Annotated in this window: 21 protein-coding genes and 1 tRNA gene; 8 read left to right on the top strand and 14 right to left on the bottom strand. The window is 35.9% G+C overall.

The genetic code is table 11. From position 1 onward, the window contains the following. Genes SKC36_RS02105 through SKC36_RS02095 form a run of 3 tightly spaced genes read right to left on the bottom strand, consistent with a single transcriptional unit; the run spans position 1 to position 4864 of the window. Entirely contained in the window at positions 1-2712 is a 2712-nt protein-coding gene (locus tag SKC36_RS02105; RefSeq protein WP_459464292.1) for a DNA gyrase/topoisomerase IV subunit A, read from the bottom strand. A 9-nt stretch (positions 2713-2721) separates the two neighbouring features. After that, complete coding sequence (locus tag SKC36_RS02100; protein WP_459464290.1) at positions 2722-3297, bottom strand: NUDIX hydrolase; 576 nt, start codon at positions 3295-3297, stop codon at positions 2722-2724. A 7-nt stretch (positions 3298-3304) separates the two neighbouring features. After that, positions 3305-4864 (bottom strand): NAD(P)/FAD-dependent oxidoreductase, encoded by a 1560-nt coding sequence (locus SKC36_RS02095; RefSeq protein ID WP_459452879.1) that lies wholly within the window; start codon positions 4862-4864, stop codon positions 3305-3307. 40 nt (positions 4865-4904) lie between these two features. On the opposite strand from SKC36_RS02095, the gene SKC36_RS02090 reads away from it, so the two are divergent. After that, positions 4905-6854 carry a thioredoxin domain-containing protein gene (locus tag SKC36_RS02090; RefSeq protein WP_459464288.1) on the top strand — a complete coding sequence of 650 codons (1950 nt, stop codon included), beginning with the start codon at positions 4905-4907 and terminating at the stop codon, positions 6852-6854. On the opposite strand, the gene ruvC is transcribed toward SKC36_RS02090, so the two are convergent. Further along, positions 6847-7419: a crossover junction endodeoxyribonuclease RuvC gene (gene ruvC, locus SKC36_RS02085; protein ID WP_459452877.1), complete on the bottom strand. Its 573-nt coding sequence runs from the start codon at positions 7417-7419 to the stop codon at positions 6847-6849. The two genes, SKC36_RS02090 and ruvC, sit on opposite strands and share 8 nt — an antisense overlap. A gap of 20 nt (positions 7420-7439) precedes the next feature. On the opposite strand from ruvC, the gene SKC36_RS02080 reads away from it, so the two are divergent. Then, positions 7440-8069 carry a polysaccharide deacetylase family protein gene (locus SKC36_RS02080; RefSeq protein ID WP_459452876.1) on the top strand — a complete coding sequence of 210 codons (630 nt, stop codon included), beginning with the start codon at positions 7440-7442 and terminating at the stop codon, positions 8067-8069. Beyond that, positions 8066-8839, top strand: a complete 774-nt coding sequence (locus SKC36_RS02075; protein ID WP_459452875.1) for a TatD family hydrolase — start codon at positions 8066-8068, stop codon at positions 8837-8839. Before SKC36_RS02080 ends, SKC36_RS02075 begins: the two co-directional genes overlap by 4 nt. Here the strand turns inward: SKC36_RS02075 and SKC36_RS02070 are convergent. After that, positions 8825-9574, bottom strand: coding sequence for an ATP-binding cassette domain-containing protein (locus SKC36_RS02070; protein WP_459452874.1), 750 nt, complete (start codon positions 9572-9574; stop codon positions 8825-8827). The two genes, SKC36_RS02075 and SKC36_RS02070, sit on opposite strands and share 15 nt — an antisense overlap. Before the next feature lie 14 nt (positions 9575-9588). Here SKC36_RS02070 and SKC36_RS02065 point away from each other — a divergent pair, with 14 nt between their 5' ends. After that, a complete protein-coding gene (locus tag SKC36_RS02065) occupies positions 9589-11064 on the top strand; it encodes a xylulokinase (RefSeq protein ID WP_459464286.1) in 1476 nt (491 codons plus the stop codon). A 34-nt stretch (positions 11065-11098) separates the two neighbouring features. On the opposite strand, the gene SKC36_RS02060 is transcribed toward SKC36_RS02065, so the two are convergent. Both SKC36_RS02060 and SKC36_RS02055 read right to left on the bottom strand, forming a co-directional pair. Continuing rightward, a tRNA-Leu gene (locus tag SKC36_RS02060) sits at positions 11099-11182 on the bottom strand. A gap of 71 nt (positions 11183-11253) precedes the next feature. After that, entirely contained in the window at positions 11254-12492 is a 1239-nt protein-coding gene (locus SKC36_RS02055) for an ABC transporter permease (RefSeq protein ID WP_459452872.1), read from the bottom strand. Between the two features lie 65 nt (positions 12493-12557). On the opposite strand from SKC36_RS02055, the gene SKC36_RS02050 reads away from it, so the two are divergent. After that, positions 12558-13829 carry an asparagine synthetase B gene (locus tag SKC36_RS02050; protein WP_459452871.1) on the top strand — a complete coding sequence of 424 codons (1272 nt, stop codon included), beginning with the start codon at positions 12558-12560 and terminating at the stop codon, positions 13827-13829. Here SKC36_RS02050 and SKC36_RS02045 read toward each other — a convergent pair. From SKC36_RS02045 to SKC36_RS02020, 6 genes are read right to left on the bottom strand one after another with little or no spacing between them, the layout of a single operon-like run. Continuing rightward, on the bottom strand, positions 13826-15838 hold the full coding sequence (locus tag SKC36_RS02045; protein ID WP_459464284.1) for an ArnT family glycosyltransferase: 2013 nt from the start codon (positions 15836-15838) through the stop codon (positions 13826-13828). The genes SKC36_RS02050 and SKC36_RS02045 overlap by 4 nt on opposite strands. 8 nt (positions 15839-15846) lie before the next feature. Beyond that, positions 15847-16917: a DegT/DnrJ/EryC1/StrS family aminotransferase gene (locus tag SKC36_RS02040; RefSeq protein ID WP_459464282.1), complete on the bottom strand. Its 1071-nt coding sequence runs from the start codon at positions 16915-16917 to the stop codon at positions 15847-15849. Between the two features lie 2 nt (positions 16918-16919). Next, positions 16920-18140 (bottom strand): ABC transporter ATP-binding protein, encoded by a 1221-nt coding sequence (locus tag SKC36_RS02035; protein ID WP_459452868.1) that lies wholly within the window; start codon positions 18138-18140, stop codon positions 16920-16922. 5 nt (positions 18141-18145) lie between these two features. Further along, positions 18146-18949 (bottom strand): ABC transporter permease, encoded by an 804-nt coding sequence (locus tag SKC36_RS02030; protein WP_459464280.1) that lies wholly within the window; start codon positions 18947-18949, stop codon positions 18146-18148. A gap of 5 nt (positions 18950-18954) precedes the next feature. Continuing rightward, positions 18955-20013 carry a hypothetical protein gene (locus tag SKC36_RS02025; protein WP_459452866.1) on the bottom strand — a complete coding sequence of 353 codons (1059 nt, stop codon included), beginning with the start codon at positions 20011-20013 and terminating at the stop codon, positions 18955-18957. A 4-nt stretch (positions 20014-20017) separates the two neighbouring features. Next, positions 20018-22627, bottom strand: coding sequence for an SLBB domain-containing protein (locus tag SKC36_RS02020; RefSeq protein ID WP_459464278.1), 2610 nt, complete (start codon positions 22625-22627; stop codon positions 20018-20020). Positions 22628-22748: 121 nt separating this feature from the next. Between SKC36_RS02020 and SKC36_RS02015 the strand changes: the two genes are divergently transcribed. Continuing rightward, entirely contained in the window at positions 22749-24629 is a 1881-nt protein-coding gene (locus SKC36_RS02015; protein ID WP_459464276.1) for a DNA topoisomerase IV subunit B, read from the top strand. Here the strand turns inward: SKC36_RS02015 and SKC36_RS02010 are convergent. Beyond that, positions 24626-24934: a tetratricopeptide repeat protein gene (locus SKC36_RS02010; RefSeq protein WP_459452863.1), complete on the bottom strand. Its 309-nt coding sequence runs from the start codon at positions 24932-24934 to the stop codon at positions 24626-24628. The two genes, SKC36_RS02015 and SKC36_RS02010, sit on opposite strands and share 4 nt — an antisense overlap. Positions 24935-24989: 55 nt before the next feature. Here SKC36_RS02010 and SKC36_RS02005 point away from each other — a divergent pair, with 55 nt between their 5' ends. Both SKC36_RS02005 and SKC36_RS02000 read left to right on the top strand, forming a co-directional pair. Beyond that, positions 24990-25721 (top strand): electron transfer flavoprotein subunit beta/FixA family protein, encoded by a 732-nt coding sequence (locus tag SKC36_RS02005; protein ID WP_459452862.1) that lies wholly within the window; start codon positions 24990-24992, stop codon positions 25719-25721. Between the two features lies 1 nt (position 25722). Then, complete coding sequence (locus SKC36_RS02000; protein WP_459464274.1) at positions 25723-26679, top strand: electron transfer flavoprotein subunit alpha/FixB family protein; 957 nt, start codon at positions 25723-25725, stop codon at positions 26677-26679. Positions 26680-26696: the final 17 nt, after the last annotated feature.

The raw sequence follows: 26696 nt of genomic DNA, 5'->3' as shown, positions 1-26696 counted from the left end.
TTAAAATAAGCCTAATTGTTCTCCTGTACCTGTTTCTTTTTGATCCGAAGGTAAGTTTTTGACCTCAAATGGAATGTCATCAACATCAGAAGCCTCCGTTTCAGTACTTATTTCTTCTTCATTACTTTCAGATATGGGTCCGTCCGCTTCAAAATTACTATCCAGATTTTTTATGATAAATTCTGGTTCATCATCTCCATCAGGATTTTCTGATTCTGCTTGTGATGGAGCCTTCTCTTCCGTATCAATGAATTGTAAATCAGTAAGTTTGGGATAATTTAGTTTATTGCCTATCGCCTTCCAGCCTCGCACGTCACCTAATTCAGCAATCGGTAATAATTCTACCTGATTGGTTTTTCCATCTGCTTTATGCTTTATCTGAACATTTGGAGCATAATTATCCGTAGCAGCGATTAATCTAGATGCTTTATGGTCTGAAATGAATAGGAATTTCTTGTCGATGGTAGTAGTTTCTAATTTAAATCGTTTGATAAAATGATTTTTACTAGCTCCATCAAAATAGGCAGCTGAAATGATGCTGTTCGCTTCGTATTTTTTCAAATACAATATCTCATCTGCCGTATATCGGTTGGTTAATTCAAAATTGGTTAATTCGTAATTTCCCGATTTGTATAACACTAAAATACTGTCTTTAGGCTCAAAATTGCCTATAAACTGACCATGTTCATCTCTATTTAGTCGACCTACTGTGGCATCATACCAAATATCCACCCCACCTAAAGTGGAAACTCCCGCCGATTTTTGAACAATTTTACGAACAGGGTATTTAGTCAAAACATTACCTAAAGATTCACGACCTTTAATAGCTAATTTGGCAAAATCATAATCAAATTGCTTAATTTTAGCTGTGCAATTGGCAGTTAAATTGATTTGAATTACTTCTGCTTCTCCATTTTCATTGGCAGAGAAATAGGTGATTTTTGATTTTGGATTATCACTCACTAGTTTATATTCCCTATCTCGAGTTACTGATGTCACTTTGAATCTTTTGACATAAGAAATGCCATTTTTTCCATCAAAATAAACCAAATTGTAAACTTTTCGATCGTCGTTTTTCTTGAATACGGAACAATATAATATGTCTTTTCCAACAAATACTTTTTCTTGTACTTTGGTCACAACGCATGTTCCATTTTGTCGAAATACAATGATATCATCGATATCCGAACAATCCATGATGTATTCATCCTTTTTCAGACCATATCCAATGAAACCATCTGCTCGGTTAACATATAATTTCTGATTGGCTGCGGCTACCACTGTAGCAGAAATGGTGTTAAAGTTTTGTATTTCTGTTTTACGCTCTCTTCCTTTACCGTATTTATTGAGTAGATTTTTAAAGTAATTTATGGCGTATGTAATCAAATTAGCCAAATTATGTTCTACTTCAGCCAATTCTTCTTCCAAACGTTTCATGGCTTCATCTGCCTTGAAAGCATCAAATTTAGAGATACGTTTAATTCGGATTTCTAGCAAACGCAAAATATCTTCTTCAATGATTTCACGGTAAAAATCCTTTTTATAAGGCTCTAAACCTTTATCGACCATCTCTATCACTGATTCAAAGGTCTCACATTCCTCAATATCCCGATAAATTCTATTTTCAATGAAAATTTTCTCTAAAGAACTAAATAGGATTCGCTCCATGAGCTCCGCTTTTCTGATTTCTAATTCTTGTTTTAGCAAATCAACGGTTTGGTTGGTGCTTACTTTTAGAATTTCAGAAATTCCTACAAAGTGGGGCTTTTCGTCAATAATCACACAGGCATTGGGAGAAATTGAAATCTCACAATCTGTGAAGGCATACAGGGCATCAATAGTCACATCTGGTGAAATACCTGGAGCTAATTGAATTTGAATTTCAACATCCTTTGCTGTATTGTCAATTACCTTTTTAATCTTAATTTTTCCTGTATCATTTGCTTTGATGATGGAATCAATCAAAGATGTAGTGGTAGTAGAATAAGGTATGTCTTTGATAACCAGAGTTTTCTTGTCGATTTCTTCAATCTTTGCTCGAATTCTGATTTTTCCACCGCGTAATCCATCATTGTAATTAGAAGCATCTAATAAACCTCCTGTCAGAAAATCAGGCAGCAATTCCACTTTTTTATTATTCAGTAAATCGATGGAAGCTTGCAAGATTTCACAGAAATTGTGTGGCATGATTTTCGTAGCCAAACCTACGGCGATACCTTCTACCCCTTGCGCTAATAATAGGGGGAATTTAATAGGTAAAGTGATGGGTTCTTTTTTACGACCATCATAAGATAATTGCCATTTGGTGGTTTGGTTATTAAACACCACATCATTGGCAAACTTAGAAAGTCTTACTTCGATGTATCGAGCTGCTGCAGCACTGTCTCCTGTGCGCATGTCACCCCAGTTACCCTGGCAATCAAACAATAGTTCTTTTTGCCCTAGATTAACCATGGCATCGGTGATGGAGGCATCTCCATGCGGATGGTATTGCATGGTTTGTCCTACTACGTTCGCTACTTTGTTAAAGCGGCCATCATCCATTTCCCGTAGCGCATGTAGAATCCTTCTTTGTACAGGTTTTAATCCATCTGCTACGGCTGGAACGGCGCGTTCAAGAATAACGTATGAGGCATATTCCAAAAACCAATTCTCATACATTCCTGCCACTGCAATTTGATTTTGCAAGCTGCCATCCAATGATTCATCCATATAAACTATCTATAATTTTAATTCCCCAATTTTTAAGTGGAATAATTGGTATAAAAATAAGGCTGTGGCACCCCAAATAACTTCACCTTCAAATTCAAATTTTGGAGCCCAGTAGCTCTCATTTTGAATTGTTAATTGATGTGCTTTTACTTGCGAGTTATCTTGGAAATGTGATACAGGTATTTCAAAAATACGATTTATTTCTCGTTTATCTAAAACGTAATTTTGCTTTTCTTCTAAGACCGCAAAATAAGGTTGAACCCAATAATTGGAGACCATGACCCAAACAGGTTCCATAGCTCTTAGGGCTTCATAAGGAACATCTATGCCAATTTCTTCCTTTACTTCCCGAATGGCAGTAACCTTTAAATCTAGATCATTTATTTCCTGTTTCCCCCCAGGAAAAGCCATTTGTCCCGAATGAGCACCTTCATATTCGTTTCTTTTAATTAATAAAATGGTGTCTTGTAGCTCATTTTTTTGAATAATAGCCACCACGGCAGCATGTCGAGCATTAGCCTTTACCGTTTCCATTTTCATGAAATTTTGATGCAAGTCAAAAATAGGCTCAAACATTTCTTTCATGGCCACCTTATTTAGCAATAGCTTCTGCACATCGAATGCCATCCAATGCCGCCGACATAATTCCTCCAGCATAACCGGCACCCTCACCGCAAGGGTATAAACCTTTGATTTGGGGATGCTCTAAACTTTCTTGATCTCTAGGAATTTTAACGGGTGATGATGTCCTACTTTCCAAACCGATGATTTGTCCAATATTAGTCGAAAAATTAGGAATCTTTTTGTTAAAATCACTCAAACCTAATGCCAAAGGCTCAGCAATAAAATCTGGTAAAAAATCACGCATTTCTCCTGGGATTAATCCCGGGACATAGGAGGTATCATGACTGGATTTACTCGTTTTCTTTTGAATGAAATCTTGGGTCAATTGTGAAATAGCCTTTTGAGTAGCGCCTGATAATTTATGTGCTTTTTGTTCTAATGACTCTTGCAAAAACATGCCCGCTAAAGGTCCTTCAGATTTAAATGCTGCTAAATCATGTTCAAGTAAACTAACAACAATCCCAGAATTGGCATAGTGTGAGTCGCGTCTGGAGGGCGACATACCATTGACTACTACTTGATTCTGGCTGGTGGCTGATGGTACAATAAAACCACCTGGGCACATACAAAATGAAAATACCCCTCTTTGTAATCCCTTATACTTGGTTTGACTAACCAAACTAAAACTTGCCGGAGGTAAATATATGGGCCTTTCTTTAGTTTTATATTGGCAGCTATCAATCAGTGATTGACGATGTTCTATTCTAACTCCTATGGCAAATCCTTTCGACTCAATCAGTACGTTTTTATTTCTTAATAACTCAAATATGTCACGCGCGGAATGCCCTGTAGCTAATAAGAGTTTATCGGCTTGAAATTCTTGATTATGAGCCGTGACAACTCCCTTTATTTGCTTATTTTGGATGATAAAATCGACTACTTTTTGGTGAAAATGCACTTCCCCACCAGCTTCAATAATAGCTTGCCGCATGGAAGCAATGATGGCGGGTAATTTATTGGTTCCAATATGAGGATGGGCCTCAAATAAAATATTTTGATCTGCACCATGTGCTACAAAAGTTTCAAGGACCGATTTAATATCGCCTCTTTTCGTACTTCTGGTATACAGTTTTCCATCGGAGTAAGTCCCCGCTCCTCCTTCACCAAAACAGTAATTACTATCGGAATCAACGATATTAAAACGATTGATGGCAGCTAAATCACGTCGCCTTTCACGTACATCTTTTCCTCTTTCCAAGACGATGGGTTTGAGGCCTAATTGAATAAGTCGAATCGCAGCAAATAAACCTGCTGGGCCACTTCCAACGATGATAACGCGCTTAGCTTCTGTGGATAGCGGGGGTAAATGAGCTAGATGTTCTAAGGAAAAATCATGCTCTTTTTCATAAAATCCAATGCGTAAATTGACTTTAATTTGTCTACTTCTCGCATCGATGGATTTCTTTTCAATTCGATATTGGCAGCTATTTAATAGATTTGTACCTAATTCAGAAATAAGAAAGGCTCGTAGCAATTCAGGAGAATGAGCAATTTCTGGACCGACTACAAAATCTTTTAGTTCTAACATTGCGTAAATTTGTACGAATTTACAAAAATCCTCTCTTTTAATGAATAAGCTGAAGCATCAAGTTAGTCCCTATTTATTACAACATCAACATAATCCTGTTCATTGGCAACCATGGGGACCGGATGCATTAAAACAAGCTAAGGAGGAGGATAAGCTTATCTTAGTTAGTATTGGATATGCCGCTTGCCATTGGTGCCATGTCATGGAAAAAGAATGTTTTGAAAATCAGGAAGTAGCTGATTTAATGAATAAATATTTTATCAACATCAAAGTTGATCGTGAGGAAAGACCTGATGTGGATATGATTTATATGGATGCCATTCAGCAAATGGGATTATCAGGTGGATGGCCATTGAATGTATTTTTGATGCCGTCTCAGAAACCATTTTATGGTGGCACCTATTTTCCAAAGGCTAAATGGATGAATATTTTATCATCTGTACAAAATGCCTTTGTGGAACATCGGGCAGAGTTGGAGGAATCTGCAGAAGGATTTGCTAAGGCAATTTCTGATCATGCTGATCTATTTCAAATGACTGATTTAGAATTAAGTCCAAGCTTCATACCTCAATGTCTAAAAATCACCGTTGGTAATATGGATCCCGTATTTGGTGGTATGAATAAGGCACCTAAATTTCCATTGCCTTCTCTCTTACGATTTTTAGAGTCTGTTACTCCCCTTTTAGCTCAGCAAACCAATGCCTATAAAGCTTCTGAAATTCAATTGAATAGAATGGCTCAAGGGGGTATTTTTGATCAAATAGCGGGTGGGTTTTCAAGGTATTCAGTTGATTCAGAATGGTTTGCTCCACATTTTGAAAAAATGTTGTACGATAATGGTCAATTATTGGAAGCTTATGCAGCGGCTTACCGTCGTACTAAAAACCCTCTCTACGCTGAAGTATTAACACAAACGATTCAGTTTTTAACATCAGAGCTATTAGCAGAAAATGGCTTGTATTATGCATCTTTAGATGCTGATAGTGAGGGTGTTGAAGGTTTATTTTATACTTGGCATTTTGAGGAGATCAATCAATTAATCCCTTCCCTTTCCAATCCTGAGTTTTATAGGGCATATAGTATCTTACCCAATGGCAATTGGGAGGATAGTCGGAATATATTATTTAAAAAAGAAGCCATTTTAAATAATCAATTCAGCGATGAATTAGTCAAGCTTTCTGATGTTAGAAAAACGCGTATAAGACCTGAGACAGATACCAAGCAAATTTTAGCATGGAATGCTTATGTGCTATCAGGATTAATAGCCTCTTCTCAAGCGCTAGCCTCTAAAGAGATATTACAAGATGCTATTCATTTGGCAGGGGCTATTGAACAACATTTATTGAAGCCAGATGGTAGCGCTTTGCATCAAGCCGCTTACACAGATAGACCTATTGATGGTTTTTTAGATGATTATGCCGCCACTGCACTGGCTTTCATTCAACTGTATTTATCTACTTTTGAGGTCAAATATTTAGATATTGCCGATAGCTTAGTTGAAAAAGCCACAGAATTATTTGAATCCAAAGATGAGGGTTTTGCTTTATACCATTATGCGCAAAATCAACATCAAGAGCTGATTGCTGATAAGGTGGAGTTTACAGATTCTGTTTGTCCATCCTCCAATTCCATGTTATGTGAAGCATTGTTGTGCTTAGGTTTAATTAACTCACAGGTTTCTTGTACATTAAGGGCAAAGCAAATGTTGGAAACGGTTATTTCTAAGGCTCAAGCAAATCCAGCCTATTTTTCTAATTGGCTACGGATTTATTCTCAATGGTTTGAAAATCCACAAGCCACCATCAAATTTGATCATTCATATGCCTTGGAAAAAGGCTTAATGGAAAAATTGAATTCTTTGGAATTATCCCTAATACCTGTTGAAAACCTTCCAAAGGATAAGCATTTTTTAGTTTGTATTGGCCATCATTGTTTAGCCCCTGTGGGTACTTGGGAGGAAATGAAAGATCATTTGAAGGAGCTTATTTAATTCTTTCTGGATTTTCAGAAACAAAGGCTCCCCAACCTTTTTTAGTCCCTTTGACGGATGAGGAAATGTTGTTTTGATGAAAATGGTGGCAAATAGCTATACCTAAGGCATCCGTTGCGTCAAATAATTTGGCATCTAATTTAATACCCGCAATAACCTCAACCATTTTAGCTACTTGTTCTTTGGAGGCATTTCCATTACCTGTGACAGATTGCTTGATTTTTTTGGGTTCATACTCAACTATGGGGATACCTTTTGAAAAGGCGAGTGACATTACCATACCTTGAACACGACCCAATTTGAGCATAGATTGAATATTTTTACCGAAAAATGGTGATTCAATAGCTATCTCATCGGGTAAAAATTCTTCAATTATTCCTAAAACTCTCTCATGAATTTTCAAAAATTTAGCTCCTTGGGTGGTATATTTTGTCAGGTTTAAAACACCATACTGTAAGACAGTTACTTGAGCTTTGCTAATTTTCAATAAGCCATATCCCAAAAAGCGGGTGCCTGGGTCAATACCTAAAATTATTTTTTCTGCACCTGAACTCGTAATTTGCATGAATATTGGATCTGAAAAACATGTTCATTCATCGCTTACCTTCTTTTGTGCCTGCTATTTTCCCTAGTTTGATTTGGGAAAAGCATCAAGCATCGAAAGACAATCAAGTGTATTTCACTTTTGATGATGGACCTAGTCCTGAAATTACCAATTTTGTTTTAGATGAGTTAGATAAATTTCAAGCAAAGGCGACTTTTTTTTGTATAGGTAAAAATATGCGCCAATTTCCTGAATTAGCTCATGCCATACATTCAGCTGGTCATAGTTTAGGTAATCATACCATGAATCATGTGAATGCATGGAAAGTACCATTTCATGAGTATATCGAAAATAAGCAAGCCTGCGATCAGGTATTTAATGATTTAGGAATTCCAAGTATAGGTTTTAGACCTCCTTATGGGCGTGTGAACCGAAAGATGTTAAAAAATGCTGATGAATTGGGTCCCATTTTTATGTGGTCCTTACTAACAGGCGATTACCATTCAGGCTTAAGTGCCTCATCCATTACAGGCCATTGTTTAAAAAATATACAAGCAGGGTCTATCATCGTTTTTCATGATAGCCAAAAAGCTTTTCCTCGTTTAAAATTAATTTTACCAGAATTTTTAGCCTATTGCTATGCCAATGGCTTTCAATTATCCGCCCTATGATAGATACCCATGCACATTTATACGATGAACATTTTACTCAGAATTGGGAAGTTCATCTTCATGAAATGAAAACGGCTGGAATTCAAGAAGTTTGGTTGCCTAATTGCGATCAGGAGTCTTGGGGGGCATTATGGGAATTATATGTAGCCAATGCTACATTTTGTAAGCCGATGATTGGTTTGCATCCAACTTATGTAAAAGAAGATTTCGAAGAACAATTAAGCTTTTTGGAACAAGAGTTACAAAGCAAAAAAGTGCTTGCCATCGGAGAAATAGGTTTGGATTATTATTGGGATATAAGTTTCAAAACTCAACAAATAACAGCTTTTGAAAAACAATGTCATTGGGCTTTAGAACACCATCTTTGGATTGATGTACATTGTAGAAAAGCCTACGCCGACTTAATCGCCATTCTCAAAAAGAAGGAATTTAACGATGTAAGGGGTATTATTCATTGTTTTTCAGGTGATGCTCGTGAGGCGAAAACGCTGGTTGACTTAGGCTTTACCTTGGGCATTGGAGGTGTGCTTACCTATAAAAATGCCAATCTGTTTCAAGACATTCAAGAAATACCCTTAACGAATATAGTCCTAGAGACAGATGCTCCTTATTTAAGTCCTGTTCCCTACAGAGGAAAACCTAATTCGCCCGCTTATTTGGGATTAATTGCACAAAAATTAGCAGACTATAGAGAAATGCCTTTGGATGATGTGATACAAGTAACCAGTACTAATGCTAAAGCTTTTAAGGCTTACTCAAGCTTTGAATAGCGAATCAATTTTATCTTTCCATATTCTCATGGCATCTTGTAATTTAATGACATGTTTATTTTTTGATTTTTTAAATTGAATCCAATTACCCTGAAATATTAATTTGCCTTGGTGTAAAATCCCTACCTGCTGACTTAAACTTAGGATGTCCACTAAATCGTGGCTAATTAATAAACAAGGGATTTTTTCTTCCGATACCACCTGTTTAAAGATTTCAGAAAATTCTAATTTTTGTTCGGTATCTAGTTGACTAAATGGCTCATCTAAAACCAATAATTCAATGGGTTTACTGATAGCCTCTAAAAGCGCTAATTTTTGTCTTTCTCCCCCAGAGAGATGTTGGATTTTGGTGTTTTTTGCTGCCTTTAATCTGAATCTAACTAAGTTTTCCCGAATAAATTTTTCTAAATCGCTGCTCGTCATTTTTTGACCTAATCGTCGTAAATACTCTTCTACGGTATGATGGGGCATTAAATGTAAGTTTTGTGGGACATAGCCAACTTCTTTAAAGACCTTGATTAAACGATCCATTTGGGTGTTTAATTCCTTGCCATTGATGCAAATAGATGCCTGGGGTTGAACAGTTTGTCCCACAACAATATTGGCTATGGTACTCTTTCCTGATCCACTTTTTCCGATGAGAGCAAATATTTCACCTGCTTTTACTTGAAAATGTATATGGTTTAAAGCAAAATGACTTGTAACTTGGTGGTGATTAATTTGAATCTCTAACATTTAAATGACATTTTATGCTACTGTGTGGAATTGATGTAGGCACATCTTCGATTAAAGTTAGTATTGTTGATGCTGCTAAGCAAACAGTTCTCTTTTCTTGCTCTTATCCAGAGACAGAAAATGAAATTTATTCACCTCAGCCCGGTTTCGCTGAACAGGATCCTGCGCATTGGTGGTATTGTACCCAGCAGGCTATTTTAAAGGGAAATGCATCTGGAACTTATAATCCTTTGGACATACATGCTATAGGTATTTCTTACCAAATGCATGGTTTGGTGGTATTGGATGTGGATTTGCAGGTTTTGAGACCTTCTATTATTTGGTGTGATTCAAGGGCAGGCAAGTTGGGCGAAAAAGCTGCCTTGGCTCTTGGTGAGGCTTATTGCCAATCACATTTATTAAATTCTCCAGGAAATTTTACCGCTGCTAAATTAGCTTGGGTTAAGGAAAATCAACCTGAAATTTTTGATAAAATTAAGCATGTTGTTTTACCAGGGGACTATATTGGAGCTCAATTGACCGGTCAACTTACTTGTTCCCCTTCTTCCCTATCTGAAGGAATTTTTTGGGATTTTAAGGAAAATAGAATTTCAACTGAATTATTGGCTCATTTTGGATTTTGTTCTGGTTTATTTCCTAAAATTCATCCTGTATTTTCTGATCATGGTCAAATTTTGCCAGAGATAGCCGCAAGTTTAGGATTGAATCAGTATGTGAAAGTAACTTATAAGGCGGGTGATCAACCTAATAATGCTCTTTCTCTAGGCGTTTTAGAGCCCGGTGAGATAGCTACTACTGCGGGAACCTCTGGTGTTGTTTATGGGGTTAGTGATGAACTGAAATATGATCAAGGTAATCGGGTTAATTCATTTGCGCATGTTAATTACCATGAGTCCCTTAGACGAATAGGAGTTTTGATGTGTATTAATGGTACGGGTATCATGAACCGTTGGTTGAAACAGAATTTTTTCAACTCCTATTCCTACCAACAAATGAATGAGATGGCTTCTCAGTCTGAAATTGGATCTCAAGGCTTAATCGTCATGCCTTTTGGAAATGGAGCAGAACGAATTTTTCAGAATAGAGTTATTGGAGCTAGTTTTCAACAATTGGATTTGAATCGTCATCAATCCGCGGAGATTTGTCGGGCTGTTCAAGAAGGAATCGCTTTTTCTCTTGTTTATGGGATTGAATTATTGGATATGGTGGGTATTACACCTCAACGATTAAAAGCTGGTCTCGCCAATATGTATTTAAGTCCAGTATTTAGTCAAAGTATAGTTAATGCGGCTCAAATAGCAGTAGACTTAATGGATACGGATGGTGCCATGGGTGCAGCTTTAGGTGCAGGAATTGGCATTGGATATTTTAATTCCCCTAAGGAAGCCGTATCTCAATTGAAGATTATTAAAACGATTGAGCCGGATTTGAAAAATATGGATGCTACGGCAGAAGCCTATGCTAATTGGAAAAATTTCTTACCTGCTTAAAAAAGTAAAAGCCTCCTGAATTTCAGGAGGCTTGTACCCAGAGCCGGAGTCGAACCGGCACGGGCTTGCACCCACGGGTGTTTGAGACCAGCGCGTCTACCAATTCCGCCATCTGGGCAATTCTTAATTGCGACACAAAAGTACTTCAAATCCTTCGATTTATCAAGTACCTATTTAATAATTTCTTAATTATTCGTAGCGTAAGGCCTCTACTGGATCTAGTTTAGATGCCTTAAAAGCAGGGTAAATTCCTGAAAATAAGCCAACTAATATACACACGATAATACCAGTGATCATCCATATCCAGGGTATAATAAAACTAGCATTTCCGGAACTGATTCCTTGAGCAATTAAGTTTCCAATGGGAATAGCAAGGACAATTCCACCAATGCCTCCTAAAAGACAAATCACAATAGCTTCAATCAAAAACTGTTGTAAAATTCTAAATGGAGTAGCACCTAGTGATTTGCGAATACCTATTTCACGGGTTCTTTCTGTCACGGAAACCATCATGATATTCATAAGTGCTATGGCAGCTCCTAATAAGGTGATAAAGCCAATCACAAATCCACCGATACGTAAGGAAGATGTAATGTTTTCAAAACTTTTAGCGATTGAATCCGAGCGATCTATAGAAAAAGAATCTTCAGAACCGATCGGATCCATCCTTACTTTACGCATTGCGCCTCTAGCTTCTTCCATAAAATCATCTAGATTTTTCACTTTGGTAGAAGAGGTGGTTATATCAAAGGTTAAATTCCTTCCAACCGCCATTTTACGTCCAGTTTCTAGTGGAACCATGATCACCCGGTCATCTCCCCCACCCATCATACTTCCTTTTTTTTCTAAAATCCCAACTACCTTCAACTTTTGACCACTGACAATAATTTCTGAATTAACCGGATTTTCTTTTTCATATAATTGATCAATTACATCCACTCCTAATAAACATACATTATTGGCATGTTGATATTCATGGGTAGAAAAATTACGACCTAATCCTACTTTATAACCCTTTAATTCCATGAAATTATCATCAATACCTACCAATCGAGTATTAGGATTGGTTTTTTTTGACCCATGCTTAGCAATGGCATTGAAGTTAACATTGGTTTTAAGTGATACTTTCCCCTTGGCACTAAATAAGGTTTTATATCGACTAGCCTGTCGGTAATCAATATTTTTAAATCTTTTTTCTCTTTGTCCCTCTCTTCTAATTTGCATGGCAGGACGATTTCGGATATCGAATGAATTAGCCCCTAATCCTGAAAAAGAATTATCTACAGAGCTTTGTATGCCATCTATGGCCGTTAAAATTCCTACCAATGAAGTAATTCCCAGTGAAATAATTAAGGCGGTTAATATCGTTCTTAGTAAATTTCCTTTGATCGATCTTAAACCTTCAAATACGTTTTCCTTAAGATTCATGTTGTTCTCCTACCGTTTAAATTTTACCTTGCAATTTATTAGTTTATTTACGTCTTAAGAAACCAATGAAAGGCCTAATTCTTCCATTAATCATTTTTTGTTCATCTATCTGTCCAATACTGGCCAATAAGCTGTTGATTCCCATGGATGATAGTCAGACGAATCATTTAAAAGCCTATGGTTTTACCTATAAAGTTCTTCAAGGTGAAGACGCAAAAGTATCTTGGCTTTTAAATTACCGAGGTGGTTCTTTCATGATGGACTATATTCCTTATTTTTCAAAGGATTTATTAAGTAAGGGGGTAGCTTATCAAATTATTTCGGACCAAGCTGCGGCACAAATTTTAGCAGAAGTTAATTCCGAGAGTTCGAATATGGAACAGGCCACTTTACAAAAAGTTCCCAAAATTGCTCTATATTCCCCTAAATCTGCTTCTCCTTGGGATGATGCCGTGTCATTAGCGCTTACCTATGCCGAAATTCCTTTTGAAATAATTTATGATCAAGAGGTATTGGATGGAAATTTGGCAAAATATGATTGGGTACATTTACACCATGAGGACTTTACGGGCCAAATGGGTAAAATGTTTACCCAAAAAGATCAAGTTTGGTATCAATTGCAATTGCAAGAAGACCAGCAAATGGCCAAGAAAAATGGTTTTTCCAAGGTTTCTCAAATGAAAGGTAAAGTAGCCTCCATGATTAAAGATTTTATGCTTGGAGGAGGTTATTTATTTGCCATGTGTACGGCTACAGATACATTTGATATAGCTCTCTCTACCTTAGGAATGGATGCTGTTCCAGCTTTTTATGATGGAGATGCTACTTCCTCCAATATCAGTTCAGATAATTTGAATTTTAAGAATACTGTTGCCTTTAAAGATTTCTCTTTAATCTTAAATTATCGGGTCAATGAATTTTCAACAATTGATTCGGCCCCCAATTATACCCAAAGACCTATTGCAGAAGAAAATGATTTTTTTGAATTGAATGAGTTTTCAGCAAAATCAGATATGATTCCTTGTATGTTGACCCAAAATCACCAACAAGTAATTCATGGTTTTATGGGACAAACCACAGGATTTGCGAGTGCTATGGTTAAATCAGAGGTTACTATATTAGCAGAAAATGAAAGTTTAAAAGAGGTGAAATACCTATATGGACAAGTTGGGAAAGGATTTTTTGCTTTTTTGGGTGGACATGATCCTGAAGATTATCAACATTTTGTCAATGAAGAACATACCGATTTAAGTCTTCATAAAAATTCACCTGGGTATCGTTTGATACTCAATAATATTTTATTCCCTTCTGCTAAAAAGAAGAAACAAAAGACCTAATTTAATTTTCTTAAATAATAATCCTCACCTCGCACTAATACACCTTCTACCAGAGTAGTGTCAGTACCTAATCGGATATCCCCTACTTGTGGTTTAAACACATTTTTACTAAAAAATAAATACTGAGCATCGGATGGGATGTTTTGAATACCTTGCTCAAAAGGATTTAATGGTATAAGCCTCCTAGAAAATTTGGCTCCCCATAATGGATATTCAAAGTCATCATTGATTGTCCCCAATGCAACCACTGCATTTTTAGGTACTATTTTTTCGAAATTTTGATATGCTTTGGTTATATCCGGACGATTGATGGTTAAGGCAGCTACGCGATCAAGTTCTAAAATTGATTTTTTTCCATAGGCATTAAAAGGCAAAGCTCGTATGTTTAGCCCCAAAGTGAAAATAGCTGAAAGACATATCGTAACGACAAAAATTCCCAAGAATATACTGGATAGTATCTGTTGTTTTTTCTCAAAAATAAAACTAGAAACATAGGTCAACAATGGGAATAAAAATATGGCTGAACTTATCATATACCGGCCTTTCCAGGGGTCGTATGCTGCTGTAAAAGCCAGGGTGGCAAAATGTATTGCAAAGGCCAACAAAAACAATGCCATGGTCCAATTTGGCCTTCTGACAAACATCAGTAAACTAGGGATAATAATGAAGATAAAAATACTTCCATAAATGGGGCTACCATTATAGAATTCGAAGCGTTTATCAAATGTAAAAGGTACTATGGTGAATTCTGTAACTTTCTCTAAGCCCAAATGTAACCCTTGGTCCATTGCTCGGAATGTGGCTTTCATGGCATGATTAACTTTTTCTACAAGCATGATATTTCGAAGACCATCCAGGTTAAATAAATCAAAACCGTATCTAACTACATTTCGGCTCCCTTGAACTAATAAATTTCCTAGACTTCCTGCTCTTTCGACAGATTGGTGCTGTGTCGCAGTAGGTGGCCCGATGGGATGACCATAATGTATGAAATTAGCGATATAACCTGTGGCTGACACATTCAGCACTAAACCTAATATATGCGCTAAAAACAAATGTTTTACCACGAAAAAAGTACGTTTCTTTAATGCTGGTAAAAAGCAAAAGGCGTATAAAATAAGTAATGGAATGAAAGAGAATACAAAAGTAATTTTATGGCTAAGGGCTAGTCCGAAAGTAAGTCCTGCCAAATATAAATAAATGGTTTTCTCTTGTTTTTTATAGGCTACCAAATAATAAACTATGGACGATAAGTATGCCGCCAGTACAATATCTGTTTCTGTGGTGATGGACTGCATGAGCGCATTCGGCAGAAATAGGAAAATGATACTTAAAAAAAGTCTAGTTTTGAATTTGAATCCTAGATTTTTTAGAATTCCATAAATGCTAAAAGATAAGATCCAATAGGCTCCAATATTGGGTAATTTAAATAAATATTCATTGTACCCGCTCATGAGAAATGGGTAAACTTGCAAAGAACAAAAACTTCTGGGATAAGTGTCTATATTCCAATTTGTTCCTATAAAATGAGACATGGTGCCCCTTTTTAAGAAATATATGATTCGATTTAAATGCCCCGTCATACTATCCCACTCGTTGGGAGGGCTATTAAAAAGTAAGGTGATTTGTAAGGCTGTGATTACTAGAAAGGTCCAAAATAAGCAAGCAAAAATAAAACGCTCAATTCCAGATAACTTTAAATATGTTTGATGTGTCGTTTGTATGGCAGTTCCAATGACCTTAAAAGCAGAAATATGTTCCATTTCAAATGCAAACACAGGTCTTTGGAAGAAATAATACGTAAAAGAGGTAATAAAAAATGGAATGATGGCCCATAAAATACGGCTATTCCAAAGTTCTAAAGCGGATAATCCATAACCGGTAAGGATAACACTACTGGTATATATGGTAAAACCAATGATTAAGATTTCTTCCAAGTTTTTATTAGAAATCTTAGATGCAACCTTGTAATTCATTAAAATAAATGAAATGAATGCTATCCAATACATAGTTTTATTTAATTAAAGGATTGATTCACTAAATCCGAAATCAATCTGATTTCTTCTTCGCTTATTTCGGCACTTAAAGGTAAACATAACACTCTTAAGGCAATATCTTCAGAAACCGGACAAGATTGTTTTTCTACAAAACTTAGGGTATTTAAAGATGGATAGAAATACCTTCTAGGATTAATTTGTACTGCATTCAGTTTTGAAACGGCTTTTAATAAACTTGACTCAGTAGGAAACATGACAGGATAATAGCTATAATTTCTGTCAATATGAGGGTTGAACTTAATCGAATCTCCTGGTACATTTAAAAGCTTATCATAAAGTTCACAAGCCCATTTTCGGTATTCTTTAATTTGATCAAAATGACTTAGATTAACCAAACCCATGGCTGCATGAAACTCTGAATTTTTTCCGTTGATACCTGCAGAAAAATAATCATCATTCTTATGTCCAAAACTACGTAATTCAATGATTTTAGCCGCCAATTTTGAATCGTTCGTAATCACCGCCCCTCCTTCTACACTATGGAATACTTTGGTAGCATGAAAACTACAGGTACTTACTGTTCCATAGTTAAAAATGGATTTACCTTTATAATTCACACCAAATGCGTGCGCACCATCATAAATAAGCGGAATATGGTATTCTTTAGCTAATTCCTCTTGTGCTTCTAAATCTCCTGCATTACCATACACATGAGTAGTTAAAATAGCTTTTGTATCAGGGCTTATTTTGGTTTTTATTTGAGCTGATTCTACCGTTAGGCTAATGGGGTCGATGTCAGCAAAAATAGGTTTGGAACCTTCCCAAATAATTGAATTAGAAGTAGCACAATAAGAAAATGGCGTGGTGATAACCTCTCCTTGAACCTGAAGTGCTTTTAAGGCTAATTGTAATGCTATGGTACCATTGGTAACAAAAATAACATGATCAACCTGTAAGTAATCTCGAAGTTTTTGTTCTAATTCTCGTAGTAAAGGGCCATCATTGGTTAAATGATTGCTTTCCCAAATACGCTCTAAATAACTGACATATTCTTTTAAATCAGGTAAGAACGATTTGGTGACATGTAGCATAATTAGATAGAATCAGAAAGTTGACGAATAGGGAAAGGAAATACAGGTCTTACATAACCTGGCCATTTCCCATACCAAGTAGTATCTTCCCTATAATCAGCAATTTCAAAGTTAAATACTTCTTCGAAGTTATATAAGACGATGGACTTATCCTTAACAACCATAAAAGAAATGTGGTAAGTACCATCATTTAAGAAATGACCAGGTATTTCTAGGTTAGCTTGCACCAGACCAAGTCCAAAGGTTCCGGCAGGAGTTCCGACATTAAAAATACATTCACCTGTACTAGCAAAAAGATGTAAACTTACATTCAATTGTTGATTGGGTTCCGTATTCCAAAATTCAATACCTATATTTATCTTGTTTCTAATGTCTAGGTAAGATTGCCCTTCTAATAGTTCTGGTATGAGAGTAGCTCTTTTTAAACGGATTTGTTGGGACCCTGGAGCCGAATCAAATGTATCATAATTTTGCTCCAAACGATTCGTTTGAAGAGCCGCCATGTAATTGGAAAGTACTTCTCCCGTTTCGCCAAATTGCTTAACCTTTCCCTTCTCTAAGTGCAAGGTTTTATTACATAAATTGGCTACAGCTGTAAGATTGTGACTAACAAATAGTATCGTTTTATCATTGGCAGCTACTTCTCGCATTTTACCCAATGATTTCTTTTGAAAATCAGCATCGCCTACGGCTAAAACCTCATCGACAATCAGGATTTCAGGGTTTAAATGTGCTGAAATTGCAAATCCCAAACGTACATACATTCCTGATGAATAGCGTTTTACCGGAGTATCTAGAAAACGTGATATTTGCTCACCTGCAAAATCCACAATTTCATCAAATTGTGATTTTATTTCTTGTTTGGACATGCCTAAAATGGCACCATTTAAGAAGATATTTTCTCTACCTGTTAACTCGGGGTGGAATCCCGTACCTACCTCTAATAAACTAGCTACCTTCCCTCGTACATGAATTTCTCCACTGGTGGGCTTGGTAATTTTGCTTAGGATTTTTAACAATGTAGATTTCCCTGCACCATTACTACCTACGATTCCTAATTTATCACCTCGGTTTAAGGCAAATGAAACATCATTGACAGCCCAAAAAATTTCTTTTTCTTCTTTTGTCAATAAATTCTTTAAACCATTTTTTAAGCTAACTGCCCCTTTATTGGCTGATAGCTCATATTTTTTTGAAACGGAATCGACTTCAATAATGTGCATAAATGTTATAAATAATCCACGAAGGAGTCTTCTCTTTTATCAAAAATGATAATGCCTAGGATAAATACCGCAACACTGGCTATGATACTAATGACTAAATTTTGACCAGTAAGTAAATCATATTGGTTAATTAAACATGCTCTAAACAATTCCACTAAACCTGCCAATGGATTAATCATGTTGTAGTACAAAAACCATGATTTTTCAGACAATTGTTTCGTAGTATAAACAATAGGGGTAGCAAAAAATCCATACTGAACGATCAAAGGAACAATTTGCTGCACATCTCGAAATTTGACTGAAAATGAGGCAAATATTAATCCCAAACCTAAGGCAAATAAACTAGTAATAAATAAGGCTATTGGCAAGAATACAATATATGGTGAAATGCTTTGATGAAGACTTAGTGCTAATATCAGATATACGACCAAACCCACCAGGAAATCTACCAAAGAAACCGCTATCGAGGAAAAACAAATAATTAAGCGCGGAAAATATACTTTAGAAATTAAATTACTATTGACCAAAATAGAATTACTAATGGCTTGAAGTGAATTGGCAAAATAATTCCAAAATAGAATTCCAGAAAATATGACCAGTTGAATTGGATAGCCTGAAATGTCTTGAATTTTAGCAACTTGCTTGTAAGCAAATAAAAAGACGAGCATCGTGGCTACAGGTTTAACTACTGCCCAGCTTAAACCCAATATTGTTTGTTTATATCTTACAGAAATATCTCTCTTGGCCAGTATGATTAGTAGTTCCCAATCACTACCTATTTCCTTGAGTTTTTGTTGTATAAGGTTCATGTAATCTAGGCCATTAATTCTTTATAGACACTTCGCATATATATCAATAAGGAAGTTATTAACATTCCAATGACCATGGCTACTAACGTGATAGGTCCCCAAAAATATACTTCAATTTTTGTTGGTAATTCTGAATCAGAAATGATGGTAAATAAAGGAGATTCTTTAATCAGGGAGAATTTTAAATTGTCAAAATTTCGAACGGCTTCAAAATACATACTTTGCAATTGAGATGAGTTCATTTGTAATCTTTCAGCCGTAATTCTAGCCCTCTGATATATAATTTGTTGATTTTGGTCATTGTAATTCGCAAGCTTTCCTTGAGTATAGTACAAGGCAGATCGCAATGAATCCACTCGCTTATCCATGATCACCAACAATTCTTTGGATTTTTTCGTCTTAGTCTGAATATAAAACTCAGTAACTGTTTTTAAATAAAGTTTTGACCAGGTATAACTCAATGTATCATTACGTGTTTCTACAGTCATGGTTAAAAAAGAAGATTTAGGATTCTCATTACTGATCACCGTATTTCCTTTCAGGTATTCATAAATGGCATTCATGATATTTCTATCTTGCTCATTCGCTTTGCTTGGATCCGTAATTTTAAATCGATAATCGAAAAAATCATCAGGTAAATCACTCCATTCATGCTTTCTTAAATCAGCTTTTTGCAAGAAAAAATTAGCGAATAAATCTTCCTTATCCCCAAACTTTACACGAGTTAACATCGCTTTTCTGAATAAAGCTTTTGTCTTTAATAATTCCTTGAAGTTTTCTCCACTGAATAAGGAATTACTAGCAGTAAAGCCACCTAATCCCAAGCTGCTAGCTATATCAGCTAATCCTCCACCACCAGAACCCTCTGAATCCATGACAAATACAATCTGTGCTTTGTATATTTTATTTTGGCTACGAATTACCTCAACGGTAATACCCAAGACAAAGCCCACCAACGCACCAATAAACAGTTTTTTACGATGCTGTTTGAAAAATGGAATCAATAAAAAGCACTTAAATAATAAGCGTTTGAAAGAAAATTGATCAGATCTTAACTCTGCCATGTGTTTAGTTTGTTGTAGCTTTAATTAAGGTAATAATACCAATTAAACTAGTAAGCGTTCCTGTAAAAATTGATACCACCGAAACGATTTGTTGTCCTGTAGCTACTTTAGATTTCTTCGGAACGATGATCTCTGCTCCTTGCTCAATTTTTGGGTGGAAACGGAAAAATAAGAAAGATTTAGTTCTCTTAACCGATCCGTTTGAATATATCACATAGGCTCTTTTTCTAGCAGAACTAGCAGTAAATCCACCAGCCTCAGAAATGAAACCATAGAATGATTTACCATCGATATATTTTACGCTGTTAGGATATAATACCTCGCCAGAAACTTTTACGGTTTGTGGTTCTTTCGGAATATCAATGATGTCACCTTCAAGCACATATAAATCATCTTCGCCTCCCGGATTTTTTAATGCCTTAACTAAATCAATACCAATGGTTTCCTTCGTCTTTACAGTAGCGGCTGGGTCTCTTTGAGCTGTAATTCCTGTAAAATTGTCCTGAATCTCGTTTAATTGTTCCGCTTTTCTATTCTTTTCAAATTCAGTCAATTGGACTTTACGGATTAATTTTGCCCCTTTAGGATAGGCTTGTTTATTTAAACCTCCTGCTCTGGTAATAATTTCACTTAAGCGTTCATCTTTTTTTTCTAAGCCATATACACCTGGATAAATCACTTGCCCTTGAATAGTAATGAACTGTTGTAATTCATAATTAGGCGATGAACGAATAAACACCTCATCATAAGGTTGTAATTCAAAAGTTGATGCAGTCTCATCTAACTGCAACTTTTTACTAATGGAGAAACGTATAATTTCCGCAATTTGAGAATTGATAGGGGTATTATCTGCCAAATTCTTTTTTCTTCTTACAATTTCAACCACTCCTGTAGCAGCGGACTCTCTTAAACCTCCTGCTTGAAGGATTAAATCTTCCACCGTCATTTTTTCTACATAGGGAAGGGTTAATTTCAATTGACGGTTAATCAATTGATTAGCGGCATCATTGGATTTTAATTCTTCAGATATTTCACTTTCTATTTGAACAGCGTTGTTGTCGATGTTACCATCCGAATTTGCAAGATTACTTGATTCTTGCGAAGTAGCTACTTTACCTGCATTGCTCTCTGATTTATTTGTCCTGTCAGATTTGTTTTCAGAAGCATTGTCGTTTCGCTTTAAATTGATTTCTCCGTGAATAGTCACAGTATACCCCTCTTTTAAATCTAAAATGGAGAAAATAGAGATGTTATCTTCTCTTCTTAAAGCAATATCCTTGGCTTTATTATTCAGAATATCTTTTAGATTAACGGATAAATTCGTTTTAGATAAATCTGGATTAATGCGTTGGATTAATACACGATCTAAAAAAGCATTTTCTTTTAATCCTCCAGCCCTTTCAATTAATTTCAATAAACTTGGACTTCCTTCTAAAGCAAATTGACCAGGTCTGAAAACCTCTCCCACGATACTTAATTTGTTTTCAAATCGATCTTGATTAACCGATTCTACTTGAATAATATCACCAGTTTGTGGATTAAATGAATCCATTAAAGCCGTGTTGAGGTCAATCAACTTTCTTTCTCGGTTAGTATACCGCGTGATTTTCACTAAATCCTTGAAAGCATCTTCCGTAAAACCTCCGGCAAAATCTTGGATTACTTTGGTCAAGTTTTCATTGGGCATTATTTCAAATAAAGCTGGCCTTTTTACTTTACCTCTAACTTCGATTCTATTTTTATACACCCCTACTTTAATGATATCCTGATCATGAATATTGACATCATTCTTCTGAATTCCAGCAGTTAGGAAATCATACAAATCTATATTGGCAATAACTTTTTTATTTCGAATCAATTGGATTTCACGATAAGTTCCGTTTTGATTAGGCCCTCCAGCAAGGTATAATACATTCATTACTCGTGCTAAGGAAGGAACAGAATAAGTTCCAGGAAATAAAACCTCACCCTGCACTGTTACATTAACGGTACGAATACTACCTAAAGAAATAGAAGCATATAAATTGGTACTACTTGGTCCACTACCCTCTTTTCTAAGGCCTACAAAAATCTGGGATAATTTTGAAATTATTCTACTTTTCGCCTCTTCAATCGTTAAACCTGCCACATAAACATTCCCAATTCGGTTAATTTTCACATAACCATCGGGACTAACGGTTAAATTGTAATGATCTTCCGAATAACCATTGATATCTACAATTAACTCATCATCTGGGCCTAAAACGTAAGATTTAGGCGTGGCAATTTTTAAATTGGGTTCAAAAGTCCCTGTTTTGTTATTGAAAATAGAATATCCAAATATCCTTTTTCTTAAATTAAATACGGCGGAATCTTCATCAGCTATTTCACCTGCATTTCGTTTACGTACAGTCATTAAACTATCGTAATTTTGCTTTTGCTTGGGTGTAGTCGTAATAGTTCTACGACCGATATTAGCTTGATTTTGAGGCTGATTTCTGATTTGACTATTAGAAGGATTATTATTCATTCGGTCCAAGAGTTGACCCTGCACTCCGAATGGAATCGTTTGACTCATCATTTTTGCACTTAACAACAAGAATGCCATTAAGACAAAAGAAAAGTTTTTGTTCATAAAGTCTTTTATTTCTAATTTGACTGCAAATTAAAGAAAAAACATGATTTAATGCTAACTTTAAAGCTAATTGCACGCTCAGGCCTTGTCTTATTAAATTAATTATTTCAAAAATTATCTAGTGGAAGAAATTAACAGTACCCCCCCGATTTATAATGATGATAGTATCCGTTCCTTAGATTGGAAAGAGCATATCCGCTTAAGACCAGGTATGTATATCGGAAAATTAGGCGATGGTTCTTCGGTAGATGATGGAATTTATGTGCTAGTGAAAGAAATCATGGACAATTCCATTGATGAGCACATGATGGGCAACGGTAAGGTGATTGAAGTAAAAATCTCGGATCATAAAGTAGAAGTGCGTGACTTTGGTCGAGGAATACCTCTGGGAAAAGTGATTGATTGTGTTTCAAAAATCAATACAGGTGGTAAATATGATTCTGGAGCTTTTCAAAAGTCGGTTGGTTTAAATGGTGTAGGAACCAAGGCTACCAATGCACTTTCTCATTATTTTAAAGTTCAGTCTTTCCGTGACGGGCAAACCAAATGGGCTGAATTTTGTAAGGGTGAATTAACAGCAGAATCAGATGGTTTTGAAACTTCAAATGCCAAAAGTGGTACTTATGTTTGTTTTGAACCCGATAACAGTATTTTTAAGAATTACCATTTTATTCCTCAATACCTAGATTCATTATTTTGGAATTATGCTTATTTGAATGCGGGTTTATCCATCAATTTTAATGGAGAAAAGTATTTTTCTCAAAATGGATTACTGGATTTACTATCTAAAAAAACCAATGCCGAAGAGAATAGATATCCTATTATTCACCTAAAAGGAAATGATATTGAACTTGCCATCACGCATAATAATCAGTATGGTGAAGAATATTATTCTTTTGTCAATGGTCAAAACACTACCCAAGGTGGTACTCATCTAGCGGCTTTTCGCGAGGCAATTGTCCGTACTGTTAGAGAATTTTATAAAAAGGATTTCGATCCTTCAGATGTAAGGGCAAGTATAGTTGGTGCTATCGCAATACGAGTACAAGAACCTGTTTTTGAATCTCAAACTAAGACTAAACTAGGTTCAACAACCATTTCTCCAGATTCTAATTCGACCTCCATTCGTTCGTTTATAGGTGATTTTGTCAAAACAGAATTGGATAATTTTTTACACAAGAATCCAAGCACTGCTGATGCCATATTAAAACGCATATTGCAATCAGAAAGAGAGAGAAAGGATATTGCAGGTATTAAAAAATTGGCCAACGAAAGAGCTAAAAAAGCCAATTTGCACAATAAAAAATTGAGGGATTGTCGCGTGCATTTGCCTGATGAAAAATCGGATTCACGCCATGATACCATTTTGTTCATAACTGAGGGAGATTCTGCCAGTGGCTCCATTACAAAGTCCAGAGATGTTCAAACACAAGCTGTATTTAGTTTACGTGGTAAACCTTTAAACTGCTTTGGTTTAACAAAAAAAATCGTCTACGAAAACGAGGAGTTTAATCTTTTACAACATGCCCTAGATATAGAAGATAGCTTGGATAATTTGCGGTATAATAAAATTGTTATTGCTACCGATGCCGACGTAGATGGCATGCACATTCGCTTGCTGATTTTAACTTTCTTTCTTCAATTTTTCCCGGACTTAGTAAGAAATGGGCACCTATACATTTTAGAAACCCCACTTTTCAGAGTAAGAAATAAAAAGGAAACGATTTATTGTTATTCCGATGAGGAAAGAAGGAACGCCATTGAAAAGTTAAGTCCAAAACCTGAAATCACTCGTTTTAAGGGATTGGGAGAGATTTCCCCTGAAGAGTTTGGAACGTTTATTGGGGAAAATATCAAATTGGAACCAGTTATTCTTGAAAAGGAATTTACCATACCTCAATTATTAACTTATTACATGGGAAAAAATACCCCTGAAAGGCAAAAGTTTATCATTGAGAACTTAATTATCGAAAAAGATTTAGAGGAAGTTTTGTTAAACTAAAAGTTTAAAACCAATAATTGTTTTAGTTCATGTAAAGCTTTGGCTGTACCTGCTTTTTCTGCCATTTCAATCCCTTTCTCCAATACTTGCTTAGCTTTGTCTTCTTCACCTATTTCCAAAAGGTAGTCGGCAAAGCTATAATAGCTAGGTATGTAAGTCGGAAACTTGTTTAACAAATCATCAAATACTTCCCTAGAGGCAGCTTCTTCTCCCTCTTTTTTTAATTCCAAAGCCAACAAATAATAATTAAACGGATTCTCAGGCTCCAGTTTAATTTCGTTTTTTATAAATTCTTTACGCTCCATTTTTGTAATTTTAAAAACAAATTAGTATGCTTGCATAACATTTTTTTAATCGCCTATGAAAATCTTAGTTTGCATATCGGTTGTACCCGATACCACATCCAAAATTACACTAGATTCATCAAATACTCGTATTAATTCCGAGGGGCTCACCTTTATTGTTGGACCTTATGATGATTACGCATTATCCAGAGCTATTGAAATTAAGGAACAAACACAAGCTGAATTAGTCGTGTTGCACATTGGTACTGCTGATTCGGAAGCGTTAATCAGAAAATGCCTGGCCTTAGGTGCAGATCGAGCTGTTAGAATTGATACACCTGCGTTTGATTCCTTTCAAGTAGCTCAAGAAATTATACAGTATGCCCAAGATCAATCTTTTGATTTAATCATGATGGGTAAAGAATCCATTGATTACAATAGTGGCACTGTTCATGCCTTGGTGGCACATGGTTTATCTTACAACCATTTTTCACCAGTTATGCATTTAGATTACGAAGGAGATAAATTGGTTTTAGAAATAGAAACAGATCAAGGTAAGTCCAAGGTTAGCTCTGCCCTTCCTGCGGTATTAGGTTGTCAGGAACCTATTGCAGAATGGAAAATCCCATCTATGAGAGGTATCATGACGGCCAGGACCAAGGAAATAGCTGTTGTGGCTCCCAGTCATGCTAGCTTGGAGCAACATATTTCTGCGCAAGTAGTAGAGACTGAACGTTTACAAAAAATGATTCCTGCTGAAAATGCTGAATCCTTAATCGATCTTTTAAAAAGTGAAAACCTAATATAAGATGAAAAATCTAGCAGTATTTATCGATATAAAAAACGGCCAATTAGCCGATAGCTCTAAAAGACTTTTAGATTTCGCCGGTGATTGGGCTGGGACAAATGGGGCTGAAGCGATTTATGTATATGGTTTTGACCATATTTCATCAGATCAATTGAATTCCCATAGCTTTATTAAGCAATACATCCACATTAAAATTCCAGGGTTAGTAAATCACGGTCAAATAATGTCTCCTTTATTGGATGATGTGAAGCAAAAAGGGATTATTCAAATTCTATATGTGAAATCATTACTGACCGACACAATAGCTTCTTTCTTGGCTAAATCTTTATCAGTTCCAGTAGTTTCGAATGTGCTTAAGCTTCAAAAAGTTTCTGATGGATATCAATTTACGAAGTCAATTTTCTCAGGAAAGGCATTGTTGACGACACAAGTTAATGGCGATTCATTTATTGCTGCATTTAGCAAAGCTTTTTCGGTGGATGTTCCTCAGGGAACAGGAAGTTCATCAATTAGTCAAGCTGAAGTTTCCTTAGGTACAGATTCTCAAAATAAATTAATTGAAAATTTCCCATTAACTGGTTCAATTCCGCTTCCAGATGCAGCTATTGTAGTTGGTGCTGGTAGAGGATTTAAAGATCCATCCAATTGGGGAATTGTTGAGGATTTAGCCAAGGAGCTTGGGGCAGCGACGGCATGTTCAAAGCCTGTTTCGGATTTAAATTGGAGACCTCACCATGAGCACGTAGGACAAACAGGAGTTAAAATTGCTCCTAAATTATATTTGGCCTGCGGTATTTCGGGTGCTATTCAGCATTTGGCTGGGGTAAATGGTTCCAGAAAAATAGTTGTAATTAATAATGATCCAGAAGCACCTTTTTTCAAGCATGCGGATTATGGTATTGTTGGAGATGTCTTTGATGTACTTCCGAGATTGTTAAATAAGCTTAAAAGCCATTAATTTTAGGCCATTTTTTG

This window comes from Aquirufa sp. OSTEICH-129A, assembly GCF_054558355.1.
The sequence above is the reverse complement of the archived record's forward strand: the minus strand, read 5'-3'. Positions and strand labels throughout refer to the sequence as shown.